The 26,860-nt window shown below is 71.0% G+C and carries 25 protein-coding genes; 9 read left to right on the forward strand and 16 right to left on the reverse strand.

Annotation, left to right across the window (positions count from 1 at the left end; all coding sequences use genetic code 11):
- Nucleotides 1-446 precede the first annotated feature (446 nt).
- From ACZZ98_RS02815 to ACZZ98_RS02825, 3 genes are all read right to left on the reverse strand, one after another.
- A complete protein-coding gene (locus ACZZ98_RS02815; RefSeq protein WP_380085480.1) occupies nucleotides 447-734 on the reverse strand; it encodes a WhiB family transcriptional regulator in 288 nt (95 codons plus the stop codon).
- A gap of 148 nt (nucleotides 735-882) precedes the next feature.
- Nucleotides 883-1,104, reverse strand: coding sequence for a hypothetical protein (locus tag ACZZ98_RS02820; protein WP_463514847.1), 222 nt, complete (start codon nucleotides 1,102-1,104; stop codon nucleotides 883-885).
- 129 nt (nucleotides 1,105-1,233) lie between these two features.
- The gene (locus ACZZ98_RS02825; protein ID WP_463514848.1) at nucleotides 1,234-3,420 is read right to left on the reverse strand and encodes an ATP-dependent DNA helicase UvrD2; all 2,187 of its coding nucleotides are present in this window, start codon (nucleotides 3,418-3,420) and stop codon (nucleotides 1,234-1,236) included.
- Nucleotides 3,421-3,478: 58 nt separating this feature from the next.
- Between ACZZ98_RS02825 and ACZZ98_RS02830 the strand changes: the two genes are divergently transcribed.
- Nucleotides 3,479-3,739 carry a mycoredoxin gene (locus ACZZ98_RS02830; RefSeq protein ID WP_463514849.1) on the forward strand — a complete coding sequence of 87 codons (261 nt, stop codon included), beginning with the start codon at nucleotides 3,479-3,481 and terminating at the stop codon, nucleotides 3,737-3,739.
- Here the strand turns inward: ACZZ98_RS02830 and nudC are convergent, their stop codons facing one another.
- Nucleotides 3,740-4,705: an NAD(+) diphosphatase gene (nudC, locus tag ACZZ98_RS02835; protein ID WP_463514850.1), complete on the reverse strand. Its 966-nt coding sequence runs from the start codon at nucleotides 4,703-4,705 to the stop codon at nucleotides 3,740-3,742.
- 39 nt (nucleotides 4,706-4,744) lie between these two features.
- On the opposite strand from nudC, the gene ACZZ98_RS02840 reads away from it, so the two are divergent.
- Complete coding sequence (locus ACZZ98_RS02840; RefSeq protein ID WP_463514851.1) at nucleotides 4,745-6,397, forward strand: macrolide 2'-phosphotransferase; 1,653 nt, start codon at nucleotides 4,745-4,747, stop codon at nucleotides 6,395-6,397.
- On the opposite strand, the gene ACZZ98_RS02845 is transcribed toward ACZZ98_RS02840, so the two are convergent.
- The 3 genes from ACZZ98_RS02845 to ACZZ98_RS02855 are packed head-to-tail and all read right to left on the reverse strand — an operon-like array spanning nucleotide 6,363 to nucleotide 14,129.
- A complete protein-coding gene (locus ACZZ98_RS02845) occupies nucleotides 6,363-9,719 on the reverse strand; it encodes an ATP-dependent helicase (RefSeq protein ID WP_463514852.1) in 3,357 nt (1,118 codons plus the stop codon). The two genes, ACZZ98_RS02840 and ACZZ98_RS02845, sit on opposite strands and share 35 nt — an antisense overlap.
- Nucleotides 9,716-12,859 (reverse strand): ATP-dependent helicase, encoded by a 3,144-nt coding sequence (locus tag ACZZ98_RS02850; RefSeq protein ID WP_463514853.1) that lies wholly within the window; start codon nucleotides 12,857-12,859, stop codon nucleotides 9,716-9,718. Before ACZZ98_RS02850 ends, ACZZ98_RS02845 begins: the two co-directional genes overlap by 4 nt.
- Nucleotides 12,860-12,908: 49 nt before the next feature.
- A complete protein-coding gene (locus ACZZ98_RS02855; protein WP_463517710.1) occupies nucleotides 12,909-14,129 on the reverse strand; it encodes a ThiF family adenylyltransferase in 1,221 nt (406 codons plus the stop codon).
- Between the two features lie 100 nt (nucleotides 14,130-14,229).
- On the opposite strand from ACZZ98_RS02855, the gene ACZZ98_RS02860 reads away from it, so the two are divergent.
- The 3 genes from ACZZ98_RS02860 to ACZZ98_RS02870 all read left to right on the forward strand — a co-directional run bounded on the left by ACZZ98_RS02860 (nucleotide 14,230) and on the right by ACZZ98_RS02870 (nucleotide 15,629).
- Nucleotides 14,230-14,871: a TetR/AcrR family transcriptional regulator gene (locus ACZZ98_RS02860; RefSeq protein ID WP_463514854.1), complete on the forward strand. Its 642-nt coding sequence runs from the start codon at nucleotides 14,230-14,232 to the stop codon at nucleotides 14,869-14,871.
- Between the two features lie 62 nt (nucleotides 14,872-14,933).
- Nucleotides 14,934-15,158, forward strand: coding sequence for a DUF3107 domain-containing protein (locus tag ACZZ98_RS02865; RefSeq protein WP_380085489.1), 225 nt, complete (start codon nucleotides 14,934-14,936; stop codon nucleotides 15,156-15,158).
- 201 nt (nucleotides 15,159-15,359) lie between these two features.
- A complete protein-coding gene (locus tag ACZZ98_RS02870; RefSeq protein ID WP_380085490.1) occupies nucleotides 15,360-15,629 on the forward strand; it encodes a GlsB/YeaQ/YmgE family stress response membrane protein in 270 nt (89 codons plus the stop codon).
- A 214-nt stretch (nucleotides 15,630-15,843) separates the two neighbouring features.
- Here the strand turns inward: ACZZ98_RS02870 and ACZZ98_RS02875 are convergent, their stop codons facing one another.
- Nucleotides 15,844-16,521 (reverse strand): ferritin-like fold-containing protein, encoded by a 678-nt coding sequence (locus ACZZ98_RS02875; RefSeq protein ID WP_463514855.1) that lies wholly within the window; start codon nucleotides 16,519-16,521, stop codon nucleotides 15,844-15,846.
- A 201-nt stretch (nucleotides 16,522-16,722) separates the two neighbouring features.
- Here ACZZ98_RS02875 and ACZZ98_RS02880 point away from each other — a divergent pair, with 201 nt between their 5' ends.
- Nucleotides 16,723-18,360 carry a DEAD/DEAH box helicase gene (locus ACZZ98_RS02880; protein ID WP_463514856.1) on the forward strand — a complete coding sequence of 546 codons (1,638 nt, stop codon included), beginning with the start codon at nucleotides 16,723-16,725 and terminating at the stop codon, nucleotides 18,358-18,360.
- A gap of 72 nt (nucleotides 18,361-18,432) precedes the next feature.
- Here the strand turns inward: ACZZ98_RS02880 and ACZZ98_RS02885 are convergent, their stop codons facing one another.
- Both ACZZ98_RS02885 and ACZZ98_RS02890 read right to left on the reverse strand, forming a co-directional pair.
- The gene (locus tag ACZZ98_RS02885) at nucleotides 18,433-19,497 is read right to left on the reverse strand and encodes an NAD(P)-dependent alcohol dehydrogenase (RefSeq protein ID WP_463514857.1); all 1,065 of its coding nucleotides are present in this window, start codon (nucleotides 19,495-19,497) and stop codon (nucleotides 18,433-18,435) included.
- 76 nt (nucleotides 19,498-19,573) lie between these two features.
- Nucleotides 19,574-20,356 carry a ParA family protein gene (locus ACZZ98_RS02890; RefSeq protein ID WP_463514858.1) on the reverse strand — a complete coding sequence of 261 codons (783 nt, stop codon included), beginning with the start codon at nucleotides 20,354-20,356 and terminating at the stop codon, nucleotides 19,574-19,576.
- A gap of 198 nt (nucleotides 20,357-20,554) precedes the next feature.
- Between ACZZ98_RS02890 and ACZZ98_RS02895 the strand changes: the two genes are divergently transcribed.
- Nucleotides 20,555-21,619 carry a phytanoyl-CoA dioxygenase family protein gene (locus ACZZ98_RS02895; RefSeq protein ID WP_463514859.1) on the forward strand — a complete coding sequence of 355 codons (1,065 nt, stop codon included), beginning with the start codon at nucleotides 20,555-20,557 and terminating at the stop codon, nucleotides 21,617-21,619.
- A 55-nt stretch (nucleotides 21,620-21,674) separates the two neighbouring features.
- Here the strand turns inward: ACZZ98_RS02895 and ACZZ98_RS02900 are convergent, their stop codons facing one another.
- The 5 genes from ACZZ98_RS02900 to ACZZ98_RS02920 all read right to left on the reverse strand — a co-directional run bounded on the left by ACZZ98_RS02900 (nucleotide 21,675) and on the right by ACZZ98_RS02920 (nucleotide 25,188).
- The gene (locus tag ACZZ98_RS02900; RefSeq protein WP_463514860.1) at nucleotides 21,675-22,112 is read right to left on the reverse strand and encodes a VOC family protein; all 438 of its coding nucleotides are present in this window, start codon (nucleotides 22,110-22,112) and stop codon (nucleotides 21,675-21,677) included.
- 5 nt (nucleotides 22,113-22,117) lie between these two features.
- Entirely contained in the window at nucleotides 22,118-22,501 is a 384-nt protein-coding gene (locus ACZZ98_RS02905) for a VOC family protein (protein WP_463514861.1), read from the reverse strand.
- Nucleotides 22,502-22,540: 39 nt separating this feature from the next.
- Entirely contained in the window at nucleotides 22,541-23,434 is an 894-nt protein-coding gene (locus ACZZ98_RS02910) for a RecB family exonuclease (RefSeq protein WP_463514862.1), read from the reverse strand.
- Between the two features lie 66 nt (nucleotides 23,435-23,500).
- Entirely contained in the window at nucleotides 23,501-24,409 is a 909-nt protein-coding gene (gene purU / locus ACZZ98_RS02915; protein ID WP_463514863.1) for a formyltetrahydrofolate deformylase, read from the reverse strand.
- On the reverse strand, nucleotides 24,406-25,188 hold the full coding sequence (locus ACZZ98_RS02920) for a PHP domain-containing protein (protein ID WP_463514864.1): 783 nt from the start codon (nucleotides 25,186-25,188) through the stop codon (nucleotides 24,406-24,408). Before ACZZ98_RS02920 ends, purU begins: the two co-directional genes overlap by 4 nt.
- Nucleotides 25,189-25,426: 238 nt before the next feature.
- Here ACZZ98_RS02920 and ACZZ98_RS02925 point away from each other — a divergent pair, with 238 nt between their 5' ends.
- A complete protein-coding gene (locus ACZZ98_RS02925) occupies nucleotides 25,427-25,885 on the forward strand; it encodes a SigE family RNA polymerase sigma factor (RefSeq protein ID WP_463514865.1) in 459 nt (152 codons plus the stop codon).
- 58 nt (nucleotides 25,886-25,943) lie between these two features.
- Here ACZZ98_RS02925 and ACZZ98_RS02930 read toward each other — a convergent pair whose 3' ends face one another.
- Entirely contained in the window at nucleotides 25,944-26,378 is a 435-nt protein-coding gene (locus ACZZ98_RS02930; protein ID WP_463514866.1) for a hypothetical protein, read from the reverse strand.
- Between the two features lie 82 nt (nucleotides 26,379-26,460).
- On the opposite strand from ACZZ98_RS02930, the gene ACZZ98_RS02935 reads away from it, so the two are divergent.
- Nucleotides 26,461-26,796 carry a hypothetical protein gene (locus ACZZ98_RS02935; RefSeq protein WP_463514867.1) on the forward strand — a complete coding sequence of 112 codons (336 nt, stop codon included), beginning with the start codon at nucleotides 26,461-26,463 and terminating at the stop codon, nucleotides 26,794-26,796.
- Nucleotides 26,797-26,860 lie beyond the last annotated feature (64 nt).

A 26,860-nucleotide genomic window follows, 5' to 3' on the forward strand; every position in this document is an offset into this window, starting at 1 on the left:
ACCGGGGCTGTGCGGGGTCAGCAGCAACAGCGACAACACGTGACGGCAGCGGGCATGACCGGGAGATTCCGGGCGGCTGCGGTCGACGACATGGGTAGAGCGAAGCACGGCGTGGGTTCCCGGTCCACTCGCGATGTGGGGCGTCTCACGGAATGGAAGGCGGCGGCATACCGGCTCGGGGAACCCGAACCCGAACCGTGCCCGGACATGAAACGACGCCGCCCCCAGCGTTCAGGGGCGGCGCCGAGTCGCTCGGTCATCGCACGATCATGCGGACCTCGGCGAGCGTTCGCTCTCGCACGAGGTGCGCCTGCGCCCGGCGGTGCGCATCGTGCGCGTTCCGCTCGTGCAGGATGCGACGAACCTGCTGCATTCGCCTGCGGTACATGGTTCCTCCAAGGATCCAAGGGTGTGGTCATGAGGTCAGGTGCGGTTCGACGACGAGGTCATGCCGCCACGGTGTCCTTGCGCGGGCGACCCCGGGGCCGCTTGCGGGGGATCACCACGCCGTGCTCGAAGAGCTCGCCACCCCAGACACCCCAGGGCTCCTGCCGGTCGAGGGCACCCGCGAGGCAGGCGCTCTTGATGGGGCAGGTCCCGCAGAGGGTCTTGGCGAACTCGACACCGACGGGCGTGTCGGCGAACCAGATCTCGGCGTCGTTCTCGCGACAGGGCACGGCGTCACCGAGATCGGCAGTGCACTCCTGTGCATCGATGAGGTCGGTCAGTTGCACGAGTGTCACCTCCTTCTCCGCCCGGTCGGGGCGGGTTCGTGTTGTTCGATCGGTTGATGTGGGTGTTGTCCGTGGATCGAGCGACAAACGAAAAAGGCCGCGGATCCCGGGTGGGTTCCGCGGCCTCGAGGCCAGTCGCTGCTGTGGTCTACAGCGGCGAAGCCTGGAGGGAGGCGGAGAGGTCACCCGTGGGGTTGAAGGCACCATCGGCGCGGACGCCGGCGCCGAAGGCAGCGACAGCCATGCCGGCGGACACAGTGATCCCCTGGACCGGAGCGCTGAACGGTGCGAGGGTCGGCAGTGCGCCCTGACGCTCACGCGTGCGGGAGGGGACGGTGTAGTCCGTCGCGATGCTCTTCATGATGTCCATGCGGCCAACCCTCCTCACTGTCCTGGTGACGTCGTGGCACGGCGGTTGCCGTGCTGCGTCAGATCAGGTTAGGGGACCGCTGCGAGGCGGTGCAACGGAATTAAGGAACCGGTTTGGTCGAGCAGCGCTTCAGGCGTCGGATTCCGTTGTGGCAGAGGAAGATTCGCTCTGAGAATTTGTTGCGGAATCGACAACGGACTCGGGAGGTTCGCCGCCCAGGACCGCGAGGACCTGGCTGGCATAGAGGTCGAGCTTGCGCTGCCCGACCCCACTGATCGCCGACAGGCCCGCCACGTCGCTCGGCGTCTGCTCGGCGATCGCGGTGAGCGTGGCATCGGTGAAGACGACGAAGGCGGGCACGCTTGCCGCGCGGGACGTGGCCAGACGCCACTCGCGCAGACGCTCGAACATCGCCTCGTCGTAGGTCGCTGGGCAGCTCGAGCATCGGCCGACGGTGCGCTCGGCGGCAGTCGACAGGTCGGCGCCGCAGGTGCGGCAGGTGCTGCGACGAGCGACCTTGGGTGCCTTGGCCGCGCCACCTCCGACGCGTGCAGACCGTCGGGGCTGGGAGCGTGCGCCGTCACCGAGGATGCAGGCCGTCCCGTCGAGGAAGCGGGAGGGACGGCGCGTCGCGCGCGCGCCGGGAGTGCGGGCACCCGACCACGAGACGACGAGGCGGTCGCGGGCTCGTGTCACCCCGACATAGAGCAGCCGGCGCTCCTCCTCGATGGCTTCCGGGGTGTCGGCCATCGAGATCGGGAGGTAGCCGTCGGATGCACCGATGAGGAACACGGTCCCCCACTCCAGCCCCTTGGCCGCGTGGAGCGAGGCCAGCGTGACCCCCTGCACCGACGGCGCGTGCTGGGAGGCCATCCGCTCGTCGAGCTCACGGACGAAGGCCGGCATGCGCGCCTCTGAGTCCGCGGCAACGAGGTCGTCGGCCAGCGCGGCCAGTGAGGCCAGCGACTCCCAACGCTCGCGCGCTGCGCCACCCGCGTTGGGGGCGTCGCGCGTCCACCCGACACCGAGCAGCACATCGCGCACCAGGTCGGGCAGGGGCACGGAGCCGTCATCCGACCGGGCCGCACCGCGGATGAGGACGATCGCCTCGCGCACCTCCTTGCGCTGGAAGAAGCGCTCGCCACCCCGGACGAGGTAGGGGATGCCACGGTCGGCGAGGGCTGACTCCACGACCTCGGACTGCCCGTTGGTGCGGAAGAGGACCGCGATCTGGGCCGGAGCCGTGCCGGCGGCGATGAGGTCACCGATCGCGGAGGCGACGGCCGCGGCCTCGCTGGGGTCATCGGGATGGTGGAGCAGGACCGGTGCCGGGCCGGTCTCCCGCTGGGCCTCCAGCACGACCGAGCCGCTGCGCCGGCCACCGCCCGGGGAGCGCAGCACCAGGTTGGCGAGGCCCACGATCTCGGGGGTGGACCGGTAGTTGCGCACGAGCTCGACCTGACGGGCCTTGGGGTGGCGGGCCCGGAAGCCGAGCAGGTGGACCGGCGAGGCGCCGGTGAACGAGTAGATCGTCTGGGCCGGATCGCCGACGACGCAGATGTCCTGCCGGTCGGCCAGCCACAGGTCGAGCAGTCGTTGCTGCAGGGCGTTGACGTCCTGGTACTCGTCCACGACGAAGCTGCGGTACTGCTCGCGCACGGCCCGGGCGACACCCTCGTTCTCGTCGAGGATGCCGACGAGGACGAGCAGCACGTCCTCGAAGTCGATCACCCCACGCTGGGCCTTGACCTCCTCGTAGGCGGCGAGCACTCGGGACATCGCCGTGAGGTCGAGGCCCGGCGCCTCACGGCCCGCCGCCCGTGCTGCGGCCGCATAGGTCTCGGACGTCAGCATGCTGACCTTGGCCCACTCGACCTCGGCAGCCAGGTCGCGAACCCCCGTGCGGTCGAACCGCATCCGCAGTCGACCCGCCGCTTCTGCCACGGCACCGGCCTTGTGCGGCATCACCTCGGGCGCCGCACCACCGATCGCCTGCGGCCAGAAGTAGTGCAGCTGTCGCAACGCGGCCGCGTGGAACGTCCGGGCCTGCACCCCACCCACACCGAGGTCGCGCAACCGGGTGCGCATCTCCCCCGCTGCCCTCGCGGTGAAGGTGACGGCGAGCGTCCGCTGCGGCTGCTGCGCACCGGACAGCACGGCATACGCGATCCGGTGGGTGATGGCGCGCGTCTTGCCCGTGCCTGCGCCGGCGAGCACGACCATCGGTCCGGTCGGGTTGGCGGCGACCTCTCGCTGCTCCGGGTCGAGGCCGTCGAGGATGGCGTCGGCGGACGGGTGCGCGGGCATGGAAGACATCGATGCGATCCTAGGTTGCAGCTACGACCACCCACCCTCGCCTGTCCACAGGAGCGCCATGAGCCCCAGGAACCCCGCCGCGGGAACGATCACGATGTACTCGACGACGTGGTGCGGCTACTGCCGTCGCCTCAAGTCCCAGCTGGACCGCGAGGGGATCGCCGTCGACGTCATCGACATCGAGCGTGACGAGGACGCCGCGGTCTACGTGATGCAGGTCAACGGTGGCAACCAGACCGTGCCCACCGTGGTCTTCCCCGACGGGTCCGCGGCCACGAACCCGTCCCTGGCCGAGGTCAAGCAGCGCCTCGCCGGCTGATCAGCCGCGCAGCGGGGTCTCGGCGACGTCGATCTCGGCGCCGTACCAGTGCTCGATGAGTCGACGGGCGATCGAGATCCGGCTGGAGATCCGCAGCTCACCGTCGGCCACCGCCCGCGTGAACTCGTCGCGGTCGAACCAGCGCGCCGCCTCGATCTCACTCTCCTGGAGCGTCAGCTCGGTGGTGACCGCGCGTGCAGTGAACCCGATCATGAGTGAGGACGGGAAGGGCCAGGGCTGGTCACCGAGGTAGGCCACGTCGCTCACGGTGACGCCGACCTCCTCGTGCACCTCGCGCGCCACGGCACTCGCCAGGCTCTCGCCCGGCTCGACGAAGCCGGCGAGGACCGACATCCCCTGGGGTGCGAAACCGACACCTCGGGCGAGCAGCAGCCGGTCGCGGTCGTCGATCACCGACATGATGACGGCCGGGTCGGTGCGTGGGTAGTGCTCGCTCTCGTCGATCGGGCACACGCGCGTCCAGCCCGAGTGGGCCGGCTCGGTGGGCGAGCCGCATCGTGGGCAGAAGCGGTGTCGCGCATGCCAGTTGGCCAGACCCGTGGCCGTGGTGAGGACTCCGGCGTCGAGGTCCCCGAGGCGAGCACCGACCGCCCGGAGTCCGCGCCTGCCCGGGTCGTCGACGACCGGCGTGGCCTCCCCCGCGACGGAGAGAAGGTATGCCGTGCCGCCCGTATGAGCGTCGTGGCCGAGATAGGCGACGAAGGCCTCGCGGTCAGTGGGCAGCGGGGAGCGATAGCGCAGCGCCACCTGACCCTCGTCGGTGTCCTCGCCGTCCTCGCCGTGCTCGTCGACCTCGGCTCGGCCGTCCACGAGCTCGAGCACCCTCGTGGCCGGATCGTCCAGGAGGACGTCGAGCAGACCGGGTTCGGTGCGGAGCTCGCTGTGGCGGTCGAGGCCGCCACGAGAGAGGGCAAGGGAAGGAAGACTCGCTGTTGCACGCGCCACGTCACCACCCTAGGGGGCCCCACGGCATACGGTGAACGGGTGGAACGCACCCCGACCTTCCTCGCAGCCCTCGCGAGCGCCGGCGTCCCGGGACTGGACCCGGTGAGCGTCGAGGCCCTCCCGAGCGTGCCCGAGCAGGACTACGACGTCGCCTTCGTCCAGGACACCGAACACCGTCGATGGGTGGTGCGGGCGCCTCGCAACGAGCTTGCGGCGGCCCGGATGGACCTCACCGTCAGGCTGCTGCAGCTGCTGGCCAGGCGCCTCCCCTTCACGGTCCCGGCGCCGCGCGGCTTCGTCGAGCTCAAGACCGGCGGCCGCGCGATGGTCTACCCCTACCTGCCCGGGCACAACCTCGCCTTCGACGCCCTGCCGGCCGGCGCCGGTCCGGCCGCGGACCTCGGTCGCGCCCTCGCCGCGCTGCACAACACGGATCCGCGGCTCTTCGACGAGGCCGGTATGCCGTCGTACGACACCGACTCCTATCGCACCCGCCGACTCGCTGATCTCGACCGCGCCGCCGAGTCCGGACGCGTGCCCACCGCCCTGCTGGCCCGCTGGGAGCGTGCGCTCGAGGACGTGGCGCTCTGGCGGTTCGCCCCCACGCCGGTGCACGGCGACCTCACCGGCGACCAGGTCCTTGCCGTCTTCGAGGACGACGCTGACGCGTCGACAGGTCGCATCCGCGGCATCACCGGCTGGGAGGACGCCAAGGTCGCCGACCCGGCCGATGACTTCGCAGCGCTGGTCGACGAGGCCGACCCGGCGACGGTCGAGACGGTGCTCGAGGCCTATGCCCACGCACGGGTCGAGCGGCCGGATGCGAACCTCCTCGTGCGTGCCCGGCTCGCCGCCGAGCTCACGGTGCTGGCCGAGCTGATGCGGGCCGATGCCCGAGGTGACGAGCCGGCGATCGAGGGACTCTCCAGCCGACTGCGCCGCCTCGACGAGTCGGTGCACGAGGAGCGTGAGACCGACGACTACCGCCGGAACTCGCTGACGCCGGTCGCGCTGCGGGCTCGGACCACGCCCCCGCCTGCGCTGGCCGACGACGACGAGGACGAGGACGAGGTCGTCGAGCTCGAGCCGGCTGCGGCCGACACCGAAGAGCCGCACGGCGGCGCGGACCTGGCCGGGCCCAGCGTGGCCGCCGAACCCGATGTGGCGAAGGACCCGGCAGAGCCCACGAGGTCGACCACTCCTGCGCGCGAGGTCGAGCCCACCGACGTGGGCGAGCCCACCCCCTTCGCCGCGTCGCCCGACCCGGTGGAGTCCAGCGACCTTCGCGAGTCCGACCCCTCCGACCCCTCCGACGACCTCGACGACCTCGACGAGTCCAACCACTCCGACGACCTGGACCACTCCGACGAGTCCGACGGGTCTGACGGGTCCGACGACTCCGATATGCCGACCCCGACGCCACAGGTCACGGAAACTCCCGAGGTCGCCGAGGGCCCCGAGGTCGCCGAAGGAACCGCGGTCCCCGAAGGAACCGAGATCCGTCAGTCCTCGGCGACCTCTCGACTGGGGCTCGACCTCGACTTCGACGAGCCGGACGAGGATCCCTCGCTCGATGAAGAGGTCCCCTGGACGCCGCGCACGTTCGGGTCGTCGAGCAAGGCCGTGCACTCCGAGGAGGAGACGGCGGAGCCAGGGCTCAGTCCCGAGGAACTCCGGCGAGAAGGTCGCTGATCTCGGCCTCGTCGGCGAGCTCGGGCCAGACCGTCTCACCGGTGGCGGCGTAGTAGAACGCCCCACGCACCCGCTGCGGGTCGACGCCGCGCAGGCGCGCCCAGGCGACGCGGTAGGCCGCGAGCTGCAGTGCCCGCAGCCGGGCGACCTCGCCGGCGGGCCGACGCCCGGTCTTCCAGTCGACGATGACCCAGTCAGCATCCTCGACGTCACGGAACACCGCGTCGATGCGTCCGCGGAGGGCGACGCCGTCGACCACTGTCTCCAGAGCCGTCTCGATCTCGAGGGGTTCTCGGGCCGCCCACGGGCTAGCGAGGAACCGCTCACGCATGACCGGCAGCTCCTCGTCGCCCGAAGGGTCCTCATCGGCGCTGCCGGGAAGGTCGAAGAGGTCGACGATGGCGGCCCGGGCATAGTGCGACTCGACCCACGCGTGGAAGGCGGTCCCCCGGCTGGCCGCCTGCGCGGGCGCCGACGGCATGGGACGGCGCAGCTCGGCTGCGTAGGCCTCGGGGTCGGTGGCGAACGCCACGAGCGATGACGTGGAGAGGTGCGACGGCAGCTCGACGACGTCGTCGTGACGGGTCCTGCGCGCTTCCCGCTCCGCCAGCAGGACATCGACCTCACGCGCCCACGGGCCCGCGTCGTCCGAGCCGGTCACGGTCCGCGGATCTCCCCCGGATCCGTCGTCCTGCACCGCGCTGGCCGTGTCACCGGCGGTGACGGCATCGGTGACGGCGCGAGCGGCCGCACCGGCCCGCACTCGGCGATGGGCCAGGTGGTCGACCGGCCAGACGAACTCCTGGCCGTCCTCCGTGCCCGGCTTGACCAGGGCCGACCCGTCCGCCGGCGGCTCGGGGAGGTCGGTCCAGGGACCCAGCCGGACCGGGGACGAGGTGTCGTCGCGCGCGAGCGCAAGCACCTCGTCGAGGAAACGAGAGGTCAGTCGCGGTGTCCTGGGGCGACTCCAGACGCTGGCGGTGAGCAGCAGAGCGTGTCGCGCCCGCGTCGTCGCGACATACGCGAGGCGGCGCTCCTCCGCGATGGCGTGCTCCCCACCAGCGAGAGCGAACTCCTCCAGGCGGTCGGCCAACTCGTCCCACCCGCCCGCGCTGCGCCAGCCGAAGTCGGGCAGTCCGTCACGGTCTCCTCGCAGCTCGTAGGGCAGGCCGCCGTCGGTGAGACCACCGAGCCAGCCCTTGTCCTTGGGAGCCGAGATGCGCCACTGCTCGTCCGTGAAGCGCGGCGTGTGGAGGTTGTGGGCGGGGAAGGTGCTCTCCACGAGAGCGGGCACGGCGACGACGTCCCACTCGAGGCCCTTGGCAGCGTGGATGGTCATCACCTGCACCGCGTCGGGCGTGGCGTCGGCGTAGCCGCGGTCCAGACCGCGTTCCTCGTCGATCGCCGCCTTGACCCAGTCGAGGAACCCCCCGAGGGTCGCTCGGTCGGCGCTCTGCGAGAACTGCGCTGCCACGTCGCCGAAGGCGTCGAGGTGGGCCCGAGCTGCCGCCGGGGTGTACTCGGGGCGGGACAGGACCTCGATGTCGAGGCCCAGAGCCTTCTCGGCCTCGAGGACGAGATCGGCGAGCGGGAGGAAGGTCAGCCCGCGCAGACGCCGCACGGTGGCCGCGAGCCCGGCCAGCCGGTCGCGGGCGACGTCGGAGAGCCGCTCGCCCTCGTCGCCGACCCAGCCGCGCGGCGGCAGGTCATCGAGCGCCTCGATGATGCTCGGCGCGTCGGCGGCGTCCGGGGCGAGGTCGCGCTCGTGGCGAGCCAACGACCCGCCACGCTGGCGCTGCTGCACCCGGGACCACTGCGCCAGGGCATCGAGGTCGGCGATGCCGAGCCTCATCATCGGTCCGGAGAGGAGCCGGACGAGGTGGTCACCGCGGGCGGGATCCTGAACGACGTGCAGCAGGGCGACGACGTCCTCGACCTCCGGCGTGAGGAGGAGACCACCGAGACCAACCACTTCGTGGGGTATGCCGTGCTCCTCCAGTGCCGCTGTCACGGTGGCGAACTCGGCCCGTTTGCGGCAGAGGACCGCTGCGCTCACGGCCCCCCTGGAGCGGTGAGCTGCCAGCCACTGAGCGATGTGGTCGGCCTCGTCGGCAGCGGTGAGCAGGCGAGCGACCTCGACCGAGCCGGAGCCTGCGCCGGGGCGCGACGAGAGCGGCTCCACGGGGACGCGCGACGCCGCTCGCAGCGGATGTGCCAGGTGGTTGGCGACCTCGAGGATGGCGCTGTCGTTGCGCCAGCTCGTCGAGAGGTCGAGCTTCTCGGCGGGCTCCGGGTCGGCGAACTCCAGTGCGAACCGGGTGAGGGTCGTCGCGCTCGCTCCGCGCCAGCCGTAGATCGACTGGTGCGGGTCACCGACCGCGGTCACGGCCGAGGTCTCGCCCGGTGCGACGTAGAGCGCCTTGAGCAGCGCGAGCTGTGCCTCGGACGTGTCCTGGAACTCGTCGAGGAGCACCACCCGGTGACGGGCCCGCTCGATCGCGCCGATGTCGTCGAAGGTCATGGCCAGACGCGCCGCCAAGGCCATCTGGTCGGCGAAGTCCATCGCGTCACGGCACCGCTTGAGCTGCGCGTAGCGGTCGACGATGGGCAGAACAGCCCGCCGCAGCCGGAGGCTCGCCAGCTCGTCGGCAACCGGGTGGACGCGCCTTCTGGTGTCGCCACGCTCGAGCTCCTCGAGGCCCGCGATGATCCGATCGAGGTGCGCCGCAACGGACTCGGGGCTCTGGAGGTGCTCTGCCATCTCACCCGCGAGGTCGACGACGGCCGCTGTCACCGTGGCCTCCGCCTTGTCGACCTCATCCATCGGTCCGTCGTAGCGGGCCACGGCCTCGTGTGCGGTCTGCCAGGCAGCGGCCTCCGAGAGCAGGCGGGTGTCGGCCTCGTAGCCGAGCCGCAGGCCGTGCTCGCGCACGAGCCGGCCGGCATACGAGTGGTAGGTCGACACGCTCACGGCCGCCCCGAGGGAGGGTGCGCCGTCGACCGCTTGCGGGGTCCAGAGTCCGACCCTGCGCAGCTGGGCGAGCCGGTTGCCGATCCGGTCCGACAGCTCCGTTGCCGCCTTGCGGGTGAAGGTGAGCCCGAGCACGTCCTCGGGCTCGACGAAGCCGTTGGCGACGAGCCAGACGACGCGTGCGGCCATCGTCTCGGTCTTGCCCGACCCGGCGCCTGCGATGACGAGCAGCGGGCGCAGGGGCGCCTCGATGACGGCCGTCTGCTCGGGCGTGGGACGGTGCGGCAAACCGATCGCCTCAGCGACAGCGGCGGCGGACCAGCGCACCTCCGTCTCGGGGAGGGCAGTCACAGCGCTCTCCCCTCGGCCTGGGCCGGACATGAGCTGCGCACCGGGCAGGTGCGGCAGAGCTCGTCGCTCGGCGTGGCCACGAACGTCGTGCCGCCCATGAGCTCACCCGTCTCGACGACGAGACGCTGCGCCCACTCGGGGTCGGCATCCTTCGACAGGGGTGGCTGGACCTGGATCGTCGTCGACTTGTTCGCCGCCTTGCCCACGTGGAGCAGGGCCGCGCCGGAGGACGTCGAAGGGACCTCGACATCCTCGAACCCGCCAGAGACCACGGCCAGCTGGTAGGCGCCGAGCTGGCCGTGCCGCGGGACATCCGCCGCCTTGGGCTTGCTCGAACCGGTCTTGTAGTCGAGAACGCGCACCTCACCGGAAGGCGCCACGTCGAGCCGGTCGACGGTTCCACTGAGGACGACGCGGCCGAGCTCGACCTTCATCCGCGACTCCGCCGCCAGCCGGCGCCACCCGGCGGCGGTGTTCTCGGCGAAGAAGCGTGCGAGCCGGTCGACCATCCGCTCGGCCTCTCGGCGCTTGAGGTCGGTCGACCACCCCTGCGGAAGCCCGAGTCGGGGCCAACGCTCCTCGAGCGTCGCGCGCATCGTCGCCGCGTCGGAGTCCCCCTCGGCGGCGATCTCGTGGATGAGCGTGCCGATGTCGCGCTGACCGATCATGGGGCCGTCGCCACCGACCTTGGTGAGCGCCCACCTGAGCTGGCACGAGCCGAACCCGTCGATGGCCGACGGGCCGACCCGCACGGCGTCGACCGGGCCGCGCCTCGGTCGCTCGTCGGACAGCCCGTGCAGCACCCACCACGAGGCCGGATCTGCGCCGGGCACACCGGCTCGCGCGAGTCTGGCCAGGCCGGTGATCGCGCCGCCGCGGCGACGGGGGTCCGTCGACACGACATCGCGGCGCAGGGCGCCCACGAGTGTCGGCAGCGTGACCGGCCGTGCCCAGTCGCTGGGCTCACGGCGATCTGCGTCATCGGGCAGCGGATCGACGACATCGAGATAGGGAGAAGGCTGCTCGTCCTCACTGCGGACCGCGGTGACGAGCAGCGACCGGCTCGCACGCGACACGGCGACGTGGAAGAGGCGGGTCTCGTCGTGACGGACCGCCGCAAGTGCGGCACGATGCCCACCCGCGCGACCTCGCACGACGTCGACGAGGTCCTGGGAGCCGAGGAGGGAGCCGCGGAGCCGGAGGTCGGGCCAGCTCCCCTCCTGCACGCCGGCGACGACGACGAGCGGCCACTGGCGCCCGGCCGCGGACTGGGGCGTGAGCAGCGAGACCGCCTCGCCGGCAGGAGCCCGGGCAGCGAGCGTGTCGCCGGGCACGTCCTGTCCGAGGACGTGGTGGAGGAAGGCCTCGGGGGAGGACCCCGGCAACCGCTCGCCATAGGTGGCCGCAGACCTCAGCACGGCGAGCACGGCATCGAGGTCACGGTCGGCGCGCGCGCCGGCCGCACCACCACCCAGCGCCGTCTCGCGCCAGAGCCCGGCAAGCCGGGAGGCATCCCACATCGACCAGAGGATGCGCTCGGCGCTCGCGCCCGGACCCCAGCTGCCGTCGACGGCTCCGCACGCCTCCACACCGGCCCGGATCATCCGGCCGATGCGCTGCACCGAGCGCCCCTCCAGACCGAGGCGGTCGCGGACCGCCGGCCGCAGCAGCACCTCGGCGATGAGCTCGTCGCTCGTGCGGGAGCCGCCCGCGTCGAGCTCGTCGCGCCGGAGCGCCCGACGCAGCCGTCGCAGTTCGACCGGGTCGGCTGCCCCGAGGGGCGAGACGAGCACGTCGAGCGCCGCCTCCACGGGCACGTCCTGGGTCCGCTCCAGCGCAAGGTCGGCGACGACCTGGAGGAGCGTGAGCAGCGGTCGCACCGCTGGCTCGTCGCGCACCGGCAGCTCGGCCTCGGCGGCGCTCACGGGCACACCCGAGGACTGCAGGGCCCGGCGCAAGGCTGCGCTGCGGGACTGCCCACGCACGATGACGGCCATGTCGGACCACGGCACGTCGTCGAGGAGGTGGGCTGCTCGCAGGCGCGAGGCGATGAAACCGGCCTCCTGGCTCGCCGACCGCAGCAGGTGCACCTGCGCCTCCCCGCCGTCGCCCCGTGCCTCGGCCCTGCGGTGGGCCGCATCCCCTAGGACACCGATGTGGCCGGCCACGGCCTGGGTGACGGCCTGCAGGGACTCGGGCAGCCGGTGGCTGCGCGGGAGTACGACGGTCGGCCCGTCGCCGAGCACGGCCCACTCGCGCGCCAGGAGTGTGGGGTCGCCGCCCCGGAACGTCTGGGTCGCGCTGTCGGGGTCCCCGATGAGGACGATGCCGGCGGCTGGTGCGACCTGACGCAGCACCTCGAGCAGGCGCAGTGCCGCGGGAGTCATCTCCTGGGCGTCGTCCACGACGACGAGCCGCAGCGAGGAGGTGAGCGAGTGCGCGAGCCCCTCGTCGCCCGCGAGCGCGCCCGCGGCAGCGCCGAGGATCCAGGCCGGGTCGAACGCGCCCGGCGTCAGCAGCGCGGTGACCTCGTCGTACTCACGCAGCAGCTCGGCCCCGGCCACCCACTCCTCGCGCCCGTGCAGGATGCCCAGCTCACCCAGCTCGTCGGCGTCGAGACCCAGCTCGACGGCGCGCATGAGCAGGTCACGCAGCTCGGCGCGGAACGCCCGGGTCGGCAGCGCCAGCTGGACCCGGCCCGGCCAGCTCGGACCGATGCTCTCCCCCGACGCATGGCCGGCCAGCAGCTCACGCAGCACGACGTCCTGCTCCGGTCCACTGAGCAGCCGCGGAGGGGCGTCGCCGACGAGGGCGGCGGCCGCGCGAAGCACCCCGAAGCCGAACGAGGGGAAGGTGCGCGCCATCGGCTCGGTCGACGTGCCGCCGACCCGCGCGGTCACCTGGTCACGCAGTCGCGCCGCGCTGCGCCGCGACGAGGCGAGGAGCAGGCACTGGTCGGGGCGGACACCGTCGCCGGCGTGGGCAGCGACCAGCTCCACGGCCACGGTCGACTTGCCCGTGCCCGGAGCCCCGAGCACGCGCAGCACCCCCGTGCTCCGCCAGTCGACGACCGACTGCTGCACGGAGTCCAGGACCGGGACGTGGGTCTCGGTCCTCGCGGGTCGTCGGAGGGTCAGCACGTCCCGATCCCATCACGCTGGACCGACACCGGCCTCGCGGGCTCCGCGGTCAGTAGGTCGCCAGGGTCGGGTCGACGTCCCGCACCCAGGCCAGCACCCCGCCGGTGACGTCGACCGCGTCGACACCCCGGCGGCGCAGCAGGGTCACGGCCTCCGCCGAGCGTGCTCCCGACTTGCAGTAGACGAGCGCCGGTATGCCGCCCGCGACCTGCGCGAGCGCCTCACCTTCGCCGTGGCGCACCTGCGCCAGCGGGACCGCCACGGCACCGGGGATGGTCACCACCTCACGCTCACCCGGCTCTCGGACGTCGACGAGCACGAAGTCGTCCTCGCCGCCCTCACGAGCCAGCAGTCGCTGCGACAGCTCCACGACCGTGATCGTCGGGGCGAGTTCACCTGTCGCAGCGGCCGACGGGGGGACGCCGAGGTCGTCCGAGGGTGGCCGCTCGTCGATCCCCAGAGGGCGCCGCGGGTCGGCATCGACGCCGCACACGACACAGTCGGGATCCGCCGCGACCGTGAGCGAGCTCCACTCCTGTCGCCAGGCGTCGTGCAGCAGCAGCCGACCGACGAGCGGCTCACCACCTCCGATGAGGAGCTTCACGACCTCCTCGGCCATGACCGACCCGACCGCGCCGCAGCTCGCGCCGAGGACACCGCCGGTCGAGCAGGACGGCACCGCACCCGGTGGCGGGGGCGTCGGGAAGACGCAGCGGTAGCACGGGCCCTCGCCCGCCCACCAGACACTCGTCTGCGCGTCGTGCTGGTAGACCGAGCCCCACACGTGCGGGACGCCGAGGCGGGCGCACGCGTCCCCGACGAGGTAGCGGGTGGGGAAGTTGTCCGCGCCGTCGACGACGACGTCGTGGTCGGCGACGAGGGCGAGGACGTTGGCCGCCGTGAGGCGCTCGGCGACCGGCACGACGAGCGAGTCGGGGGCCAGGGCCGCCAGCGCCGAGACAGCCGACTCGACCTTGGGCCGTCCGACATCGGCGACCCCGTGCACGACCTGGCGCTGCAGGTTGGTCGACTCGACCACGTCGTCATCGACGACCGTGAGGTGCCCGACCCCCGCGGCTGCGAGGTAGAGCAGGATCGGCGAACCGAGCCCGCCGGCCCCCACGACGAGCACCCGAGCGGCGCGAAGACGCCGCTGCCCGGTGTCACCGATCCCGGGCAGGATGACGTGGCGGGCAAAGCGCGTCCGCTCGGCAGGCGAGAGCGGCTCGCCGACGGGAGCGAGCGGCATACGCCCGCTTGTCCTGTCCATGGCAGCCACCCGGCCACGATACGTCCGGGCGCGCCCGGACGACTCCGGCGTTCCGTACTATGACGCGCACCACCCTGAATGAAGCGCAGACAGGACTCCCATGGACACCAGCCCTCACCGCGGTCAGCGCATGCCCCGATCCGAGCGCAGGGCCCAGCTGCTCGAGGCGGCGCAGGCAGTCTTCGTCGAGCGGGGCTACCACGCTGCCGCGATGGATGACATCGCTGAGCACGCAGGTGTGTCGAAGCCGGTCCTGTACCAGCACTTCCCAGGCAAGCTCGAGCTCTACCTCGCCCTCCTCGATGAGCACTGCGACACCCTCGAGAGCCTCGTCCGCCAAGCCATGCAGGAACCCGCCGAGGACAACCAGGACCGCGTCCGCGCAACCATCAGCGCCTACTTCGACTTCGTCTCGCGCGAGGGTGCCGCCTTCCGGATGATCTTCGAGTCCGACCTCACCGGCGTCCCACAGGTCCGGGCCCGGCTCGACACCCTGGAGCTCGCCTGCGCAGAGGCCATCGCCGACGTCATTGCCCACGATGCCGGCATCCCCGACGAGCACGCCATGCTCCTCGCCACCGGGCTGTCCGGCATGTCGCAGATCACCGCGCGACACTGGCTCGCCGCCGAGTCCGACCTCACGCGCGACGAGGCCAGCGAGCTCGTCACCGCCCTTATGTGGCGCGGCATCAGCTCGCTCCCCATGGCGGGCGGGGAACGATCCGAGTCAGCACACGGTTAGCCTCTCGTGAACAGGTCGCCGGCTTTCGCCGGGCGGCCCCCACGAACGAAAGGGAACTGACCGTGGAGGTCAACATCGGCGTGCAGAACGTCGCACGCGAGATCGCACTCGAGACCGACGCCTCTCCGGCCGAGGTGTCCCAGGCCGTCGACGCAGCCCTGACCGACGGCGGGGTCCTGCGCCTCACCGACAGCAAGGGCCGTGAGCTTCTCGTCCCCGGCCGGGCCCTGGGCTGGGTCCTCGTCGGCGAGTCCGAGAAGAGCCGCGTCGGGTTCGGACAGATCTGAGGGACGCCACGGCTCGGGCGTCAGGCGGCGCAGCCTGGTGAAACCGGCCCTGACCTGCCGGGATGACGAACCGGGTCGGTCGGGAACTTGCGCGGCGCGCTGTGCGTTCTGCGCCCGAGATGTGGCATAGGGTTTGTTCGTCAAGGTCACCAGACAGGTGACCACCCCTGCGCCCGTGAGGGCCAGAAAGGAGCGCTTACCGTGCTCGCCACCATCATCGGCGCCATCATCGTCGGCGCCATCATCGGGGCCCTGGCCCGCCTGGTTCTTCCGGGCAAGCAGAGCATCTCGGTCCTCGTGACCGTCATCCTCGGCATCCTGGGCTCGCTGATCGCGACCTGGCTCGTCTACCAGCTCGGATACAGCAACGGCAACGGCGGATTCCAGTTCATCCCGTTCCTCGCCGGCATCGTCGTTGCCGCCCTCCTCATCGTGGGCTACGGCATGGCGACCAACAAGAGGCAGGTCTGACGCAACGCGTCCACCTGCAGCACGGCGAAGGCCCCGATCCTCACCCGAGGACCGGGGCCTTCCCCGTCCCCCACAGAGGTCGTCACCGGAAGACAGATGTGGCCAGGCCGCAGACGGGGTGAGGTATGTGGGGATGGGCGCTCAGTTGCTCCTTCGTCGCAAACGCACCCATCCCCACATACCTGACCCCGACCTCGAGGACCAAGACGAAGCGTCAGGCGGAGAGACCGAGCCTGGCCATGCGCTGGCTGTGCCGGTCGGTGAGCCGGGTGAACATCTGGCCGATGGCCGTGAGGTCGGCTCCCCTACCGATGAGGAGCCCGCTGAGCGCGTCGCGCTCGACGGCGACCGACTGACCCTGGCTGAGTGCCTCACCCAGCAGTCGCCGGCCCCAGAGGCTCAGCCTGCCCGTGGCCTTCCTGTCGGTCTGGATCGCGTCCCGGACGACGGAGACGATGAAGTCGCCCGCGCCGGCGTCGTCGAGGGCGTGGTCCATGGCGGCGCGCGTCTCGTCGTCGACGAACGAGGCCATCTCGCGATAGAAGTCCTTGGCGATGCCGTCGCCGACATACGCCTTGATGAGCCCTTCGACCCAGCTCTTGGGGCGGGTCCGGTCGTGGAAGGCCGAGAAGGGCGCGACGAAGGGCTGCATGGCGGTCTCGGCGTCCACCCCGAGGGCACCCAAACGGTCGACGAGCACCTCGTACTGGCGGTACTCGGTGGCCGCGAAACCCGCCATCTGGGCCTTGATCCGCAACGACGGCGCGAGATCCGAGTCGGTCGCCATCCGGATGCAGGCCGTCAGCTCGCCGTAGGCCAGGACACCCAGGAGGTCCACGACCGCGGCCCTGTATGCCGGGTCGTCCAGACCCGCCGCACCGTTGCTCTCCATGCTGCGCAGCCTAGCCACCTCGCCGCGGCGACCGGACGGCATACGGCGCGGTAGGCTGAGCGAGTCCACGGTGCCCGGTCGGCACGACGAACACCCTCTGCGAGGGCCCGCCCACGGCGAGCCTCGCCCGAAGAACTCCGATCGGCCCGCCACAGCGGCGAGAAGCCTCACCCGCGTGACGCCGCAGATCAGAGAGTTCCCATGACAGACGCATCAACGATCCCTGCCGACCCGACCGCCGAGGCGATCCCGGACGAGGCAGCCATCGAGGCCACGAAGCAGGCCACCGCCGCGGTCCAGTCCTTCTCGGACTTCGCGATCCACCCCGACATCGTCTCGGCCCTCGCCTCCCACGGCATCACGACGCCCTTCCCGATCCAGTCCATGACCCTGCCCGTCGCCCTCGGCGGCCACGACATCATCGGCCAGGCCAAGACCGGCACCGGCAAGACGCTCGGGTTCGGCATCCCGCTCCTCAACAAGGTCGTCGTGCGCGGCGACGACGCGTGGGACGGCTTCGCCCACCAGGGCAAGCCGCAGGCCCTGGCCGTGGCCCCGACCCGCGAGCTCGCCGTCCAGGTCGCGGCCGACCTCGAGCGGGCCGGCAAGACCCGGGGCATCCGCGTCCTCACGGTCTACGGCGGCCGGGCCTACGAGCCCCAGATCGACGCCCTGGTCAAGGGTGTCGAGGTCGTCGTCGGCACCCCCGGTCGCCTCATCGACCTCGCCAAGCAGGGTCACCTCGACCTGTCCCATGCCAAGACGGTCGTCCTGGACGAGGCCGACGAGATGCTCGACCTCGGCTTCCTCCCCGACGTCGAGAAGCTTCTCGCGATGACGTCCCCGGCCCGACAGACGATGCTCTTCTCGGCCACGATGCCGGGTGCCGTCGTCGCGCTGGCCCGTCGCTACATGACCCAGCCGACGCACATCCGCGCCATGCAGGAGGGTGAGGGCGACACCTCGCAGACCGTCAAGGCCGTCGCGCAGCACGTCTTCCGAGCCCACGCGATGGACAAGGTCGAGATGCTCGCCCGCATGCTGCAGGCCAACGGCCGCGGCCTGACCATCGTCTTCAGCCGGACCAAGCGCACCGCGGCCAAGGTCGCCGACGAGCTCGCCGACCGTGGCTTCGCGGCCGCGGCCATCCACGGTGACCTCGGGCAGGGGGCACGTGAGCAGGCGCTGCGCGCCTTCCGCTCCGGCAAGGTCGACGTCCTCGTCGCCACCGACGTCGCCGCTCGCGGCATCGACGTCGAGAACGTCACGCACGTCATCAACTACCAGTGTCCTGAGGACGAGAAGACCTACATCCACCGCATCGGTCGCACCGGCCGCGCGGGCCAGACCGGCATCGCCGTGACGTTCGTCGACTGGGACGACCTGCACCGCTGGACGATGATCAACAAGGCGCTCGACCTGGGGATCCCGGACCCCGAGGAGACCTACTCGAGCTCGGAGCACTTCTTCGAGCAGATGGACATCCCGGTGGGCTCCAAGGGCCGTCTGCGGAAGTCCGAGCAGACGCGCGCCGGGCTCGGCGCCGAGAAGCTCGAGGACCTCGGCGAGACCGGCAAGTCGGGCGGTCGTCGCCAGGGCGGTGGCGGTTCGCGCGACGGCGGTCGTGGCTCCCGCGACGGGGGCTCCCGCGACGGGGCTTCACGTGACGGTGGCCGAGGCTCGCGTGATGGTGGCCGTGGCTCGCGTGACAACGACCGCGCCCGCACCGAGGCGCCTCGTGCCTCCGGTGACGCCGAGGCCGAGGGCTCGGCAGGACCGCGCCGCAACCGCGCCCGTCGCCGCACCCGCGCCGGCAAGCCCGCCGAGGCCACCGACTGACTCCAGGCACACGGCATACGCAACGACGAAGGCCCTTCCCGCACCACGGGAAGGGCCTTCGTCGATGGAGCGTCAGGTGGAGGCGTTGATCGTGCTCGTGTCGATGACGACGCGATAGCGGACGTCACCGTCGACAACACGGTCGTATGCCGCGTCGACCGTCGTCGTGTCGCTCGCGTCGATCGTCTCGATCGTCGCGCCGATGCCGTGCTCGGCGCAGAAGTCGAGCATCTCCTGGGTCTCGGCGATCCCGCCGATGTTGCTGCCGGTGAGGACCTTGTTGCCCATGATGAGACTGCCCGGCTGCACCGAGAGGCTGCTCGGCGGGAGGCCGACGTTGACGAGGGCGCCGTTGGGTCGCAGCAGGCGCAGGTAGGTGTCCATGTCGAGGTCGGCGCTCACCGTGTTGAGGATGAGGTCGAAGCTGCCGCGCGCCGCTTTCATGGCGTCCTTGTCGCTCGTGGCGATGTGGTTGCTCGAGCCGAGCTCCTCGGCGTCCTTGGCCTTGGCCGACGAGCGGGACAGGGTCGAGACCTCGGCGCCCATGGCCTTGGCGATCTTGACGCCCATGTGTCCCAGGCCGCCGACGCCCACGACGGCGACCTTGCGGCCGGTGCCGGCGCCCCAGCGCTTCAGGGGCGAGTAGGTCGTGATGCCCGCGCACAGCAGCGGGGCTGCCTCGTCGAGCTCGATGCCCTCGGGGATGCGCAGGACCATGCGCTCGGTGACGACGATCTGCTGGCTGTAGCCGCCGGCAGCCCACTCGCCGTCGTAGTTCTGGGCGTTGTAGGTGCCGACGGAACCCTTGGAGCAGAACATCTCCTGGCCGTTCTTGCAGTTCTCGCACTCGGCGCACGAGTCGACGAGACAGCCGACGCCGACGCGGTCACCCACCTTGTGCCTGGTCACCGCGCTGCCGACGGCGCTCACGGTGCCGGCGATCTCGTGGCCGGTGACGATCGGGTAGTGGGCAGGGCCCCATTCGTCGCGGACCGTGTGGATGTCGCTGTGGCAGATGCCGGCGAAGGCGACGTCGATGCGGACGTCGTCGTCGCGCAGGTCGCGGCGCTCGATCTCGACGGCCTCGAAGGGGGCCCCGGCAGACGGGACGGAAAGGGCGGAAGTCGTGGTGGGCATGAATCCACCGTAACCCCGGGACCACGCCGGGTGGGACCACCCCCGGGTCGCGCCAGAGCCTCTGGCGGCCCAGGGGCTAGAGCGTCGCGACCAGCGAGCTCGCGACGTCGCGATAGGCCCGGGCGCCCTTGGACGAGCGTGACGTCGCGAGGATCGAACGACCCACGGCCGGCGCCTCGGCGAAGCGCACCGTGCGCGGGATCGGCGGCGACAGCACCGGCAGGCCGTAGCGCTCGCCGACGTCGGCGAGGACCTCCTGCGCGTGGGTGCTGCGGCCGTCGAAGAGGGTGGGGAGGATGCCGATGACCCTGAGCTTCTTGTTGAGGATCTTCTTGACGTCGGTTACGGTGTCGAGCAGCTGGCCCACCCCTCGATGGCTGAGCATCTCGCACGGCATCGGGATGATCAGCCCCTGAGCGGCCGTGAGTGCGTTGAGCGTGAGCACCCCCAGGCTCGGCGAGCAGTCGAGGAGGATGACGTCGTAGTCCTTGCGCACCTGCGCGAGCGCACTCTGGAGGACGTACTCGCGAGCCGGGCGACCCAGGAGCACGGCCTCGGTGCCCGCGAGGTCGATCGAGCTGGGGACGAGGTCGACCCCGTCGTCACAGGCGACGATGACGTCGCGGAGCTCTGCCTGGCCCAGCAGGACGTGGTGGATCGACTCCTCGACCGTGTCCGGGTCCACGCCCAGGCTGAAGGTCAGGCAGGCCTGCGCGTCCAGGTCGACGAGGAGCACGCGCTTGCCCAGCTCGGCGAAGGCCGCACCCAGCGAGGCGACCGAGGTGGTCTTGGCCACGCCGCCCTTCTGGTTGGCGACGGCGAGAATCGTGGCACCGGAGGCGCGCTGGCGTGGGGGCACGAGGAGTCCTTGCAACAAAGAGGGGGTATGCCGTCCGGCCCAGTCTCGCAGGCCATCGCAGGCGCCCGTGGGACCGGTCAGGTGGTGTCGGCCACGGGCAGCGGTGTGGTGCTCCGCGCTCCCCGCCCTCCATCCGCGCGGATGCTAGGTTCGCCAGCAAGGGTGCAACAAAGCGCCGTCCACAGTGAGGAGAACGGGATGATCGAGAAGGCGCTCGAGGAGCTTGATGTCGCCACGTTCTGGGAGCGGGGTTACGCGATCCTTCACGACGTGTACACGCCGGAGGAGATCGCCCAGATCCGGCAGGAGGCCTACGACTCGCGCGGCGGTGGGGGTGACCTGCTCGCGAACCCCAGGATGCGGCACCTGCTGACCGACGGACGGATGGCCGCTGTCGCGAAGAAGCTGCTCGACACCGAGGACATCTTCTACGCCGGTGACAGCTCGTTCACCATCAACGGGGTGCAGAAGGGGTGGCACAAGGACAACACGGACCGACTGGACCCGAACGGACCCGACTGGGCCAGCTCCTACACGCAGCTGCGGTTCGGCATCTACTGCCAGGACCACGTGACCCACACCGGCGGCCTCAACCTCAAGGTCGGCAGCCACGAGATCTGCGACCTCAAGAGCGGCGAGACCCTCTACGTCAAGACTCGGCCCGGCGACCTGGCGGTGTGGTCGATGCGCATCTCCCACTCGGGCAACGGGATGCTGCTCAAGGACCCGGAGGCCAAGTACCCCGAGCCCAGCGAGCAGGGCTCCTTCTCGGCGGACGAGGTCGCGCCTGCCGATGGCGACCGCATCGCGGTCTTCGCACACCTCGGCGCCCACGACAGCCACGGGAAGCGATACGCCGACTACCTCAAGACCCGCACCTACATGGTCCAGGCGTGGCGCAAGCTGCCGTACGACGACGAGATCCGTCAACAGGCCAAGGACGCTGGCCTCATCCTGCGCGACATGCCCGCCGAGGTCATGAACGACCCCGAGGCGGGACTCGAGGAGCTGTGGAAGCCCTTCCCCTACCCGGGCTGGACGCCGCCGAAGACGTCCGCACCCGCTGCAGGCGCAGGGTCGGCCGCCACCGCAGGCGCACCCTCCACCGCGCCCGCAGGTGCTGCGTCCGCACCTGCTGCCGGCGGCACCTCGACCGACCACGCCAAGGCTGTTGCAGGCAAGGCTGCTCGCGCCGCGGCGCGGCGTGGCAAGGGTGCGCTCAAGGGCGCCATCCAGGGTTGGCGGAGCAGCTCCAGCAAGTAAGGCCCCACGACTGACGCGAGTGCTCCCGGCCCGGGAGCGCTCGCGTCAGCCGGTTTCAGTCGGTGTCGCGCGCTGTCGGCAGGACGAGCTCGCCGATGGGGCCGGGGTTCCAGGCGACCTCCCAGCGGAAGCCGTCAGGGTCGGCGAAGTAGCCGGTGTAGCCACCCCACTCCCGCTCGGCGCCGTCGGACACCACGCTCGCACCTGCCGCGCGGGCGTCGGCGAGCACCGCGTCGACCTCCTCGCGGGTGTGGACGTTGTGGCTCAGCGTCACGGGGATGACGCCCGGCCCGGCCTGGGAGGCGGATCCGACCTCGGCCTCGAAGTGCGCCCGGTCCCACAGGGACAGGACGGTCAGCGGCCCGGCCCGGAACATGAGCACGTCGTCGGGGTCATAGAACTCGGGCGTCCACCCGAGGCCCTCGGCATAGAACGTGTGCGAGGCGGCCACGTCGAGGACAGCCAGGGTGATGAACGAGACCCGCTGCTCCATCGAGGTCACTCCCCCGTCGGGGCGGCCGTGTGGCAGACGGCCTCGACGTTGTTGCCGTCGGGATCACGGACGAAGACGGCGTAGTAGCCCGGGTGGTACTCCGGCCAGTGTCGCGGCTCGTGCAGCGTCTCGGCTCCGAGCTCCGTGGCAGCCGCGTGGAAGGCGTGCACGGCGTCGACGTCGGCTGCGGTGAACGCGAGGTGGGACTCCCGGTTGGGGCCGTCCACCTCGGGTCGGGACAGCCAGAAGTCCGGCTGCTCGGTGCCGTAGCCCACGGCGACGTCGAAGTCCATGACGCGGCGGTGGCCGAGAGTGCCGAGCACCGCGTCGTAGAAGCGCTTCGCGGCATCGAGGTCCGCGCAGGTGATACCGATGTGGTCGACGATCATGCCTGCACCCTCGCACGTGTCACCGACAAGGGACAGCGCTCAGTCGACCTCCATCGACGTGGGCACGGTCGGCGCCACGGCGGCCTCGAGCGCGGCCCAACCCGACTTCTCCGGACCGGCGGCCTGCCCCTCGGGACAGTGCGCGCGGAAGTCGCACCACGTGCAGATGGGACCCACGACCGGTGGGAACAGGCGCGACTCGACGCCACGCTCGGCGAAGTCGGCGTCGGCGCGCTGGGCGTCTCGAGCGATCGACTTGGCTTCGTCGACCTTGCGGGTCAGCGACTCCGGCGTGTGGGTGTGCGCCACGACCTCTCCAGACGGGACGTGGTGCAGCTCGACCCGCAGACAGGGGCGACGGAACATCTTCCAGACGGCAGCGGCATACAGGGCCATCGGGAGGGACGTGCGGGCGTCGTCGGTCCCGGGAGGCTTCTGGCTGGTCTTGTAGTCGACGACGACGAGCTCGCCGTCGCGGTCGTCGAGACGGTCGATGCGTCCGGTGACCCGCAACGCTCCGCTGACGAACGACACCGTGCGCTCGATGCCTCGGGGCGGGTCATCGGGATCGACTCCATGGAGGTAGGCGACGACGTGCTCCTGCGCCCGTCTGCGCCACAGGCCCGACTGCTCCGGGTCGCGGAAGCCCACGTCGATCCACGAGGTGCGCACCAGCTCACGCCCGGCGGACGCCGTGCGGCGGTCGCGCGGCAGGTCCCACCAGTCGCGCAACGCGTTGTGGACGGCCAGACCGAAGGAGGTGTGCGCCCGTTGCGGCCGCTGCTCGGGGCGGGGCTTGTCGAGGTACTGCATGCGGTAGCGGCGCGGGCAGTCGACGTGCGCGAGCAGGCGGGAGGGGCTCGCGGCATACAGCTTCGGCGGCATGCCCGCGAACTCGGCCTGGACCGGTCGCCCGGCACCTCCCTCGGTCACCGCACCAACCTAGCCAGCCGGGCCTACACCACCGGGACCCCATCCACAGGCGCCAGCGTGGCGTCCTCAGCTGAAGACGACGGTGCGGTCCTCGTTGAGGATGACGCGGCTCTCACAGTGCCACCTCACCGCACGGGCGAAGACTCGGGACTCGACCTCCTCGCCGGCGGACACGAGGTCGTCGGCGCCCATCCGGTGGTCCACGCGATGGATGTCCTGCTCGATGATCGGCCCCTCGTCGAGGTCGGCCGTGACGTAGTGCGCGGTCGCGCCGATGACCTTGACGCCGCGCGCATAGGCCTGGTGGTAGGGCTTGGCGCCCTTGAAGCTCGGCAGGAAGGAGTGGTGGATGTTGATGACCCGCCCTCCGAGGTCGCGGCAGAGGTCGTCGCTCAGCACCTGCATGTAGCGGGCGAGCGCGATGAGCTCGACGTCGTGCTCGGCGACGAGCTTGCGCAGCTGCTGCTCCGCCTCGGCCTTGGTCGCACGGGTCACCGGGATGTGGTGGAACGGGATGCCGTAGGAGCGCGCCATCGGCTCCAGGTCGGCATGGTTGCTGACGATGGCCACGATGTCGGCGTTGACCTGTCCCGACTTCCAGCGGAAGAGGAGGTCGTTGAGGACGTGTCCGAACCGGCTCACCATGACCAGCGTCCGGTATGCCGTGAGCGCCGGCCTCAGCTCCCACGTCATGTCGAACTCAGTTGCGACAGAGGCGATCTGGGCGCGCCACTGGTCGAGGTCAAGCCCGTCGGCTGGCGTCGCGAAGCGCACCCGCATGAAGTAGCGACCGGTGCGGTGGTCGGAGAACTGCTGGCTCTCCTCGATGTTGGCCCGGTGCTCGAAGAGTCGCTGGGACACGGCAGCGACGATGCCGGGCCGGTCCGGGCACGACAGGGTGAGGACGAGGTCACCCACCTCGTCCTCCGGGTTCCAAGGTCGACCGGTGTGCGTCGCGCCCGGGTCCGGGTTCATGCTTCGACCACCTTCACGCCGCGCGACTGCTCCACGAGACGGGACCACTCGCGTGGCTCGGTCGAGTGCTCGCCGAGACGGTTGAGCTTGCCGGTGCCGTGGTAGTCGCTGCTGCCGGTGACGACGAGGTCGTGGCGTCGGGCGAGCCCGAGGGCGCGCTCGACGTCCGCCGGCCCGTGGTCCCGGTGGTGCGCCTCCAGCCCGGCGAGCCCCGCGGCGGTCAGCTCCTCGACCATCTCGTCGGTGATCGTCGCGGTGCGCATCGCGAAGGGGTGCGCGAGCACCGGCACTCCCCCGGCGCCGCGCACGAGCTCGATCGCCGCGACCGGGTCCGGGGCATAGTGCCCGACGTAGTACCTGCTCCCGTCGTGCAGCAGGTCACGGAAGGCGTCGTCACGGCTCTGCACGACTCCGGCCGCGACCAGCGCATCGGCGAGGTGGGGCCGACCGAGCGTCGCTCCCGGAGCCAGCTGCGCGCGCACCTGCTCGACCGTGATCGGTATGCCGTCCCGGGCCATCCGCTCGATCATCCGGTCCATCCGGGTGACCCGGCTGTCGCGGGCGCGAGCCAGCTCGACCGCGAGACGCGGGTCGTCCGGGTCGGGCAGATAACCGAGCAGATGGATGCTGCGATAGGCGCGACTGCACGAGATCTCGATGCCCCGCACCAGCCCGACGCCGTGGTGGACGGCAGCCTCGGCCGCCTCCTCCCACCCCGTCGTCGTGTCGTGGTCGGTGAGCGCGACCATCGTCAGACCTGCTGCCCTGGCCGAGGCCATGCAGCTCCGCGGGGCTCTCGGTCCCGTCGCTCGCGGTCGAGTGGGCGTGCAGGTCGATCGTCACGCTCCGTACCCTATGTGTGCGCGTTCTCGGGCGGGCCCGCACGACGCCAGGGTGACGTGCGACCGCCAGGCAACCTTTTGCGGCATACCCCCGTAGTGATGGGTGAGACCACAACATGGGGAGAACATGGGACGGGATTCCAGGGCAGAGCGCGACGCAGCGTTCACAGCCTTCATGACGGATGCGACGCCATCCTTGCTGCGCACCGCCTGGCTCCTCACGGGCTCTGCGGACCGGTCGCAGGAGCTCGTGCAGGCAGCCTTCGTCAAGACGTATGCCGCGTGGCCCAGGGTGCGTCGCGAGTCGGCACTGGCGTTCACCCGCCGGGTGCTCGTCAACCAGAAGACCGACACGTGGCGCAAGACGTCGCGCGAGGCCGTCGTCGACGCCGTGCCCGAGCGCCTCCACCGGCAGGACGGCCGCGTCGAGCACCGCGACGAGATCCTGCGGATGCTCGACCTGCTGCCACGACAGCAGCGCACGATCGTGGTCCTGCGCTACCACCAGGACCTCTCCGAGCAGCAGACCGCAGACCTGCTCGGCATCTCTGTCGGCGCCGTGAAGTCCGCCGCCTCGCGTGGCCTCGCCACCCTCCGCACAGCCCACCTCTCCACCGAAGGGAGCCAGCGATGAGCCCCGACATCGAAGACCTGCTGAGGGGCGAGCTCCGTGGTGCCGCCTCCGGCGCGCCTCAGCACCTCGGCACCGGCGAGCAGGACGTCCTCGCCCGCGGTCGCCGCCTCGTCGTGCGGCGCAGGGTCATCACCGCCGCCGGCGTCGCCGCCGCGACGCTCGCCATCGCCGGGACGATCGGTGTGCTCGCGCCACGTTCCAGCAACGACGCGCTGCCTGCGATCCCGACGCCGACGGCCACTCCCTCGGCAACCCCGACGCCGACGATCACCCCGACGATGACCCCGTCAGCGACCCCGTCACCGACAGCCAGCGCGTCACCGTCCGGAGCCGACACCCCCAGTGCGACACCGACAAGGACCCGTGAGCCGTCGTCCACCCCGGAGCCGACACCGACCAGGACCTCGAGGTCCGTGGCGCCGTCACCGACAGGCGACCCAGTTCCCAGTGCCCCACCTTCTCGGCAGATCTTGCCCTGGAGCGCTCCCGTCACCGTTGCAGGCCACTCATTCCGGGCCCGCTTCATCGAGAGCGTGCCTGACCCATCCGCCCGGCCCAACTATGACGTCCAGGTCATGGCCGACGACGTACTGGCGAAGGAGTTCAAGAACTTTTATCCCAGTCCTGGGACATGGGGCGTCAGCTCGACAGATGCACGGTTTGTCTTCTCGTTCGAGCCCAAGATCGTTGACCTTGTGGCGATAGACGGCATCCCCGTCACCGACGACCAGATAGGTCACGTCTGGATGGACCCGCCACCTGTGGAGGGCCAGCCCACGAGGCCCGGCAGCGGGGAGGTCCTCACGATCATCCGTACCGAGGAAACCACGATCCGATCGAGTCCTCAGGGCTTCGGACCGACCGGTTGGACGGTGCGCCAGGCGAACGGACTGGAGCGCACCTATGACTGAAGTCGAGCTTCGACCACGTTGAGGATGTCATTGCCAGGATGACAACCTTTCGGACCGGACACCC

The organism is Knoellia sp. AC549, from assembly GCF_979258975.1.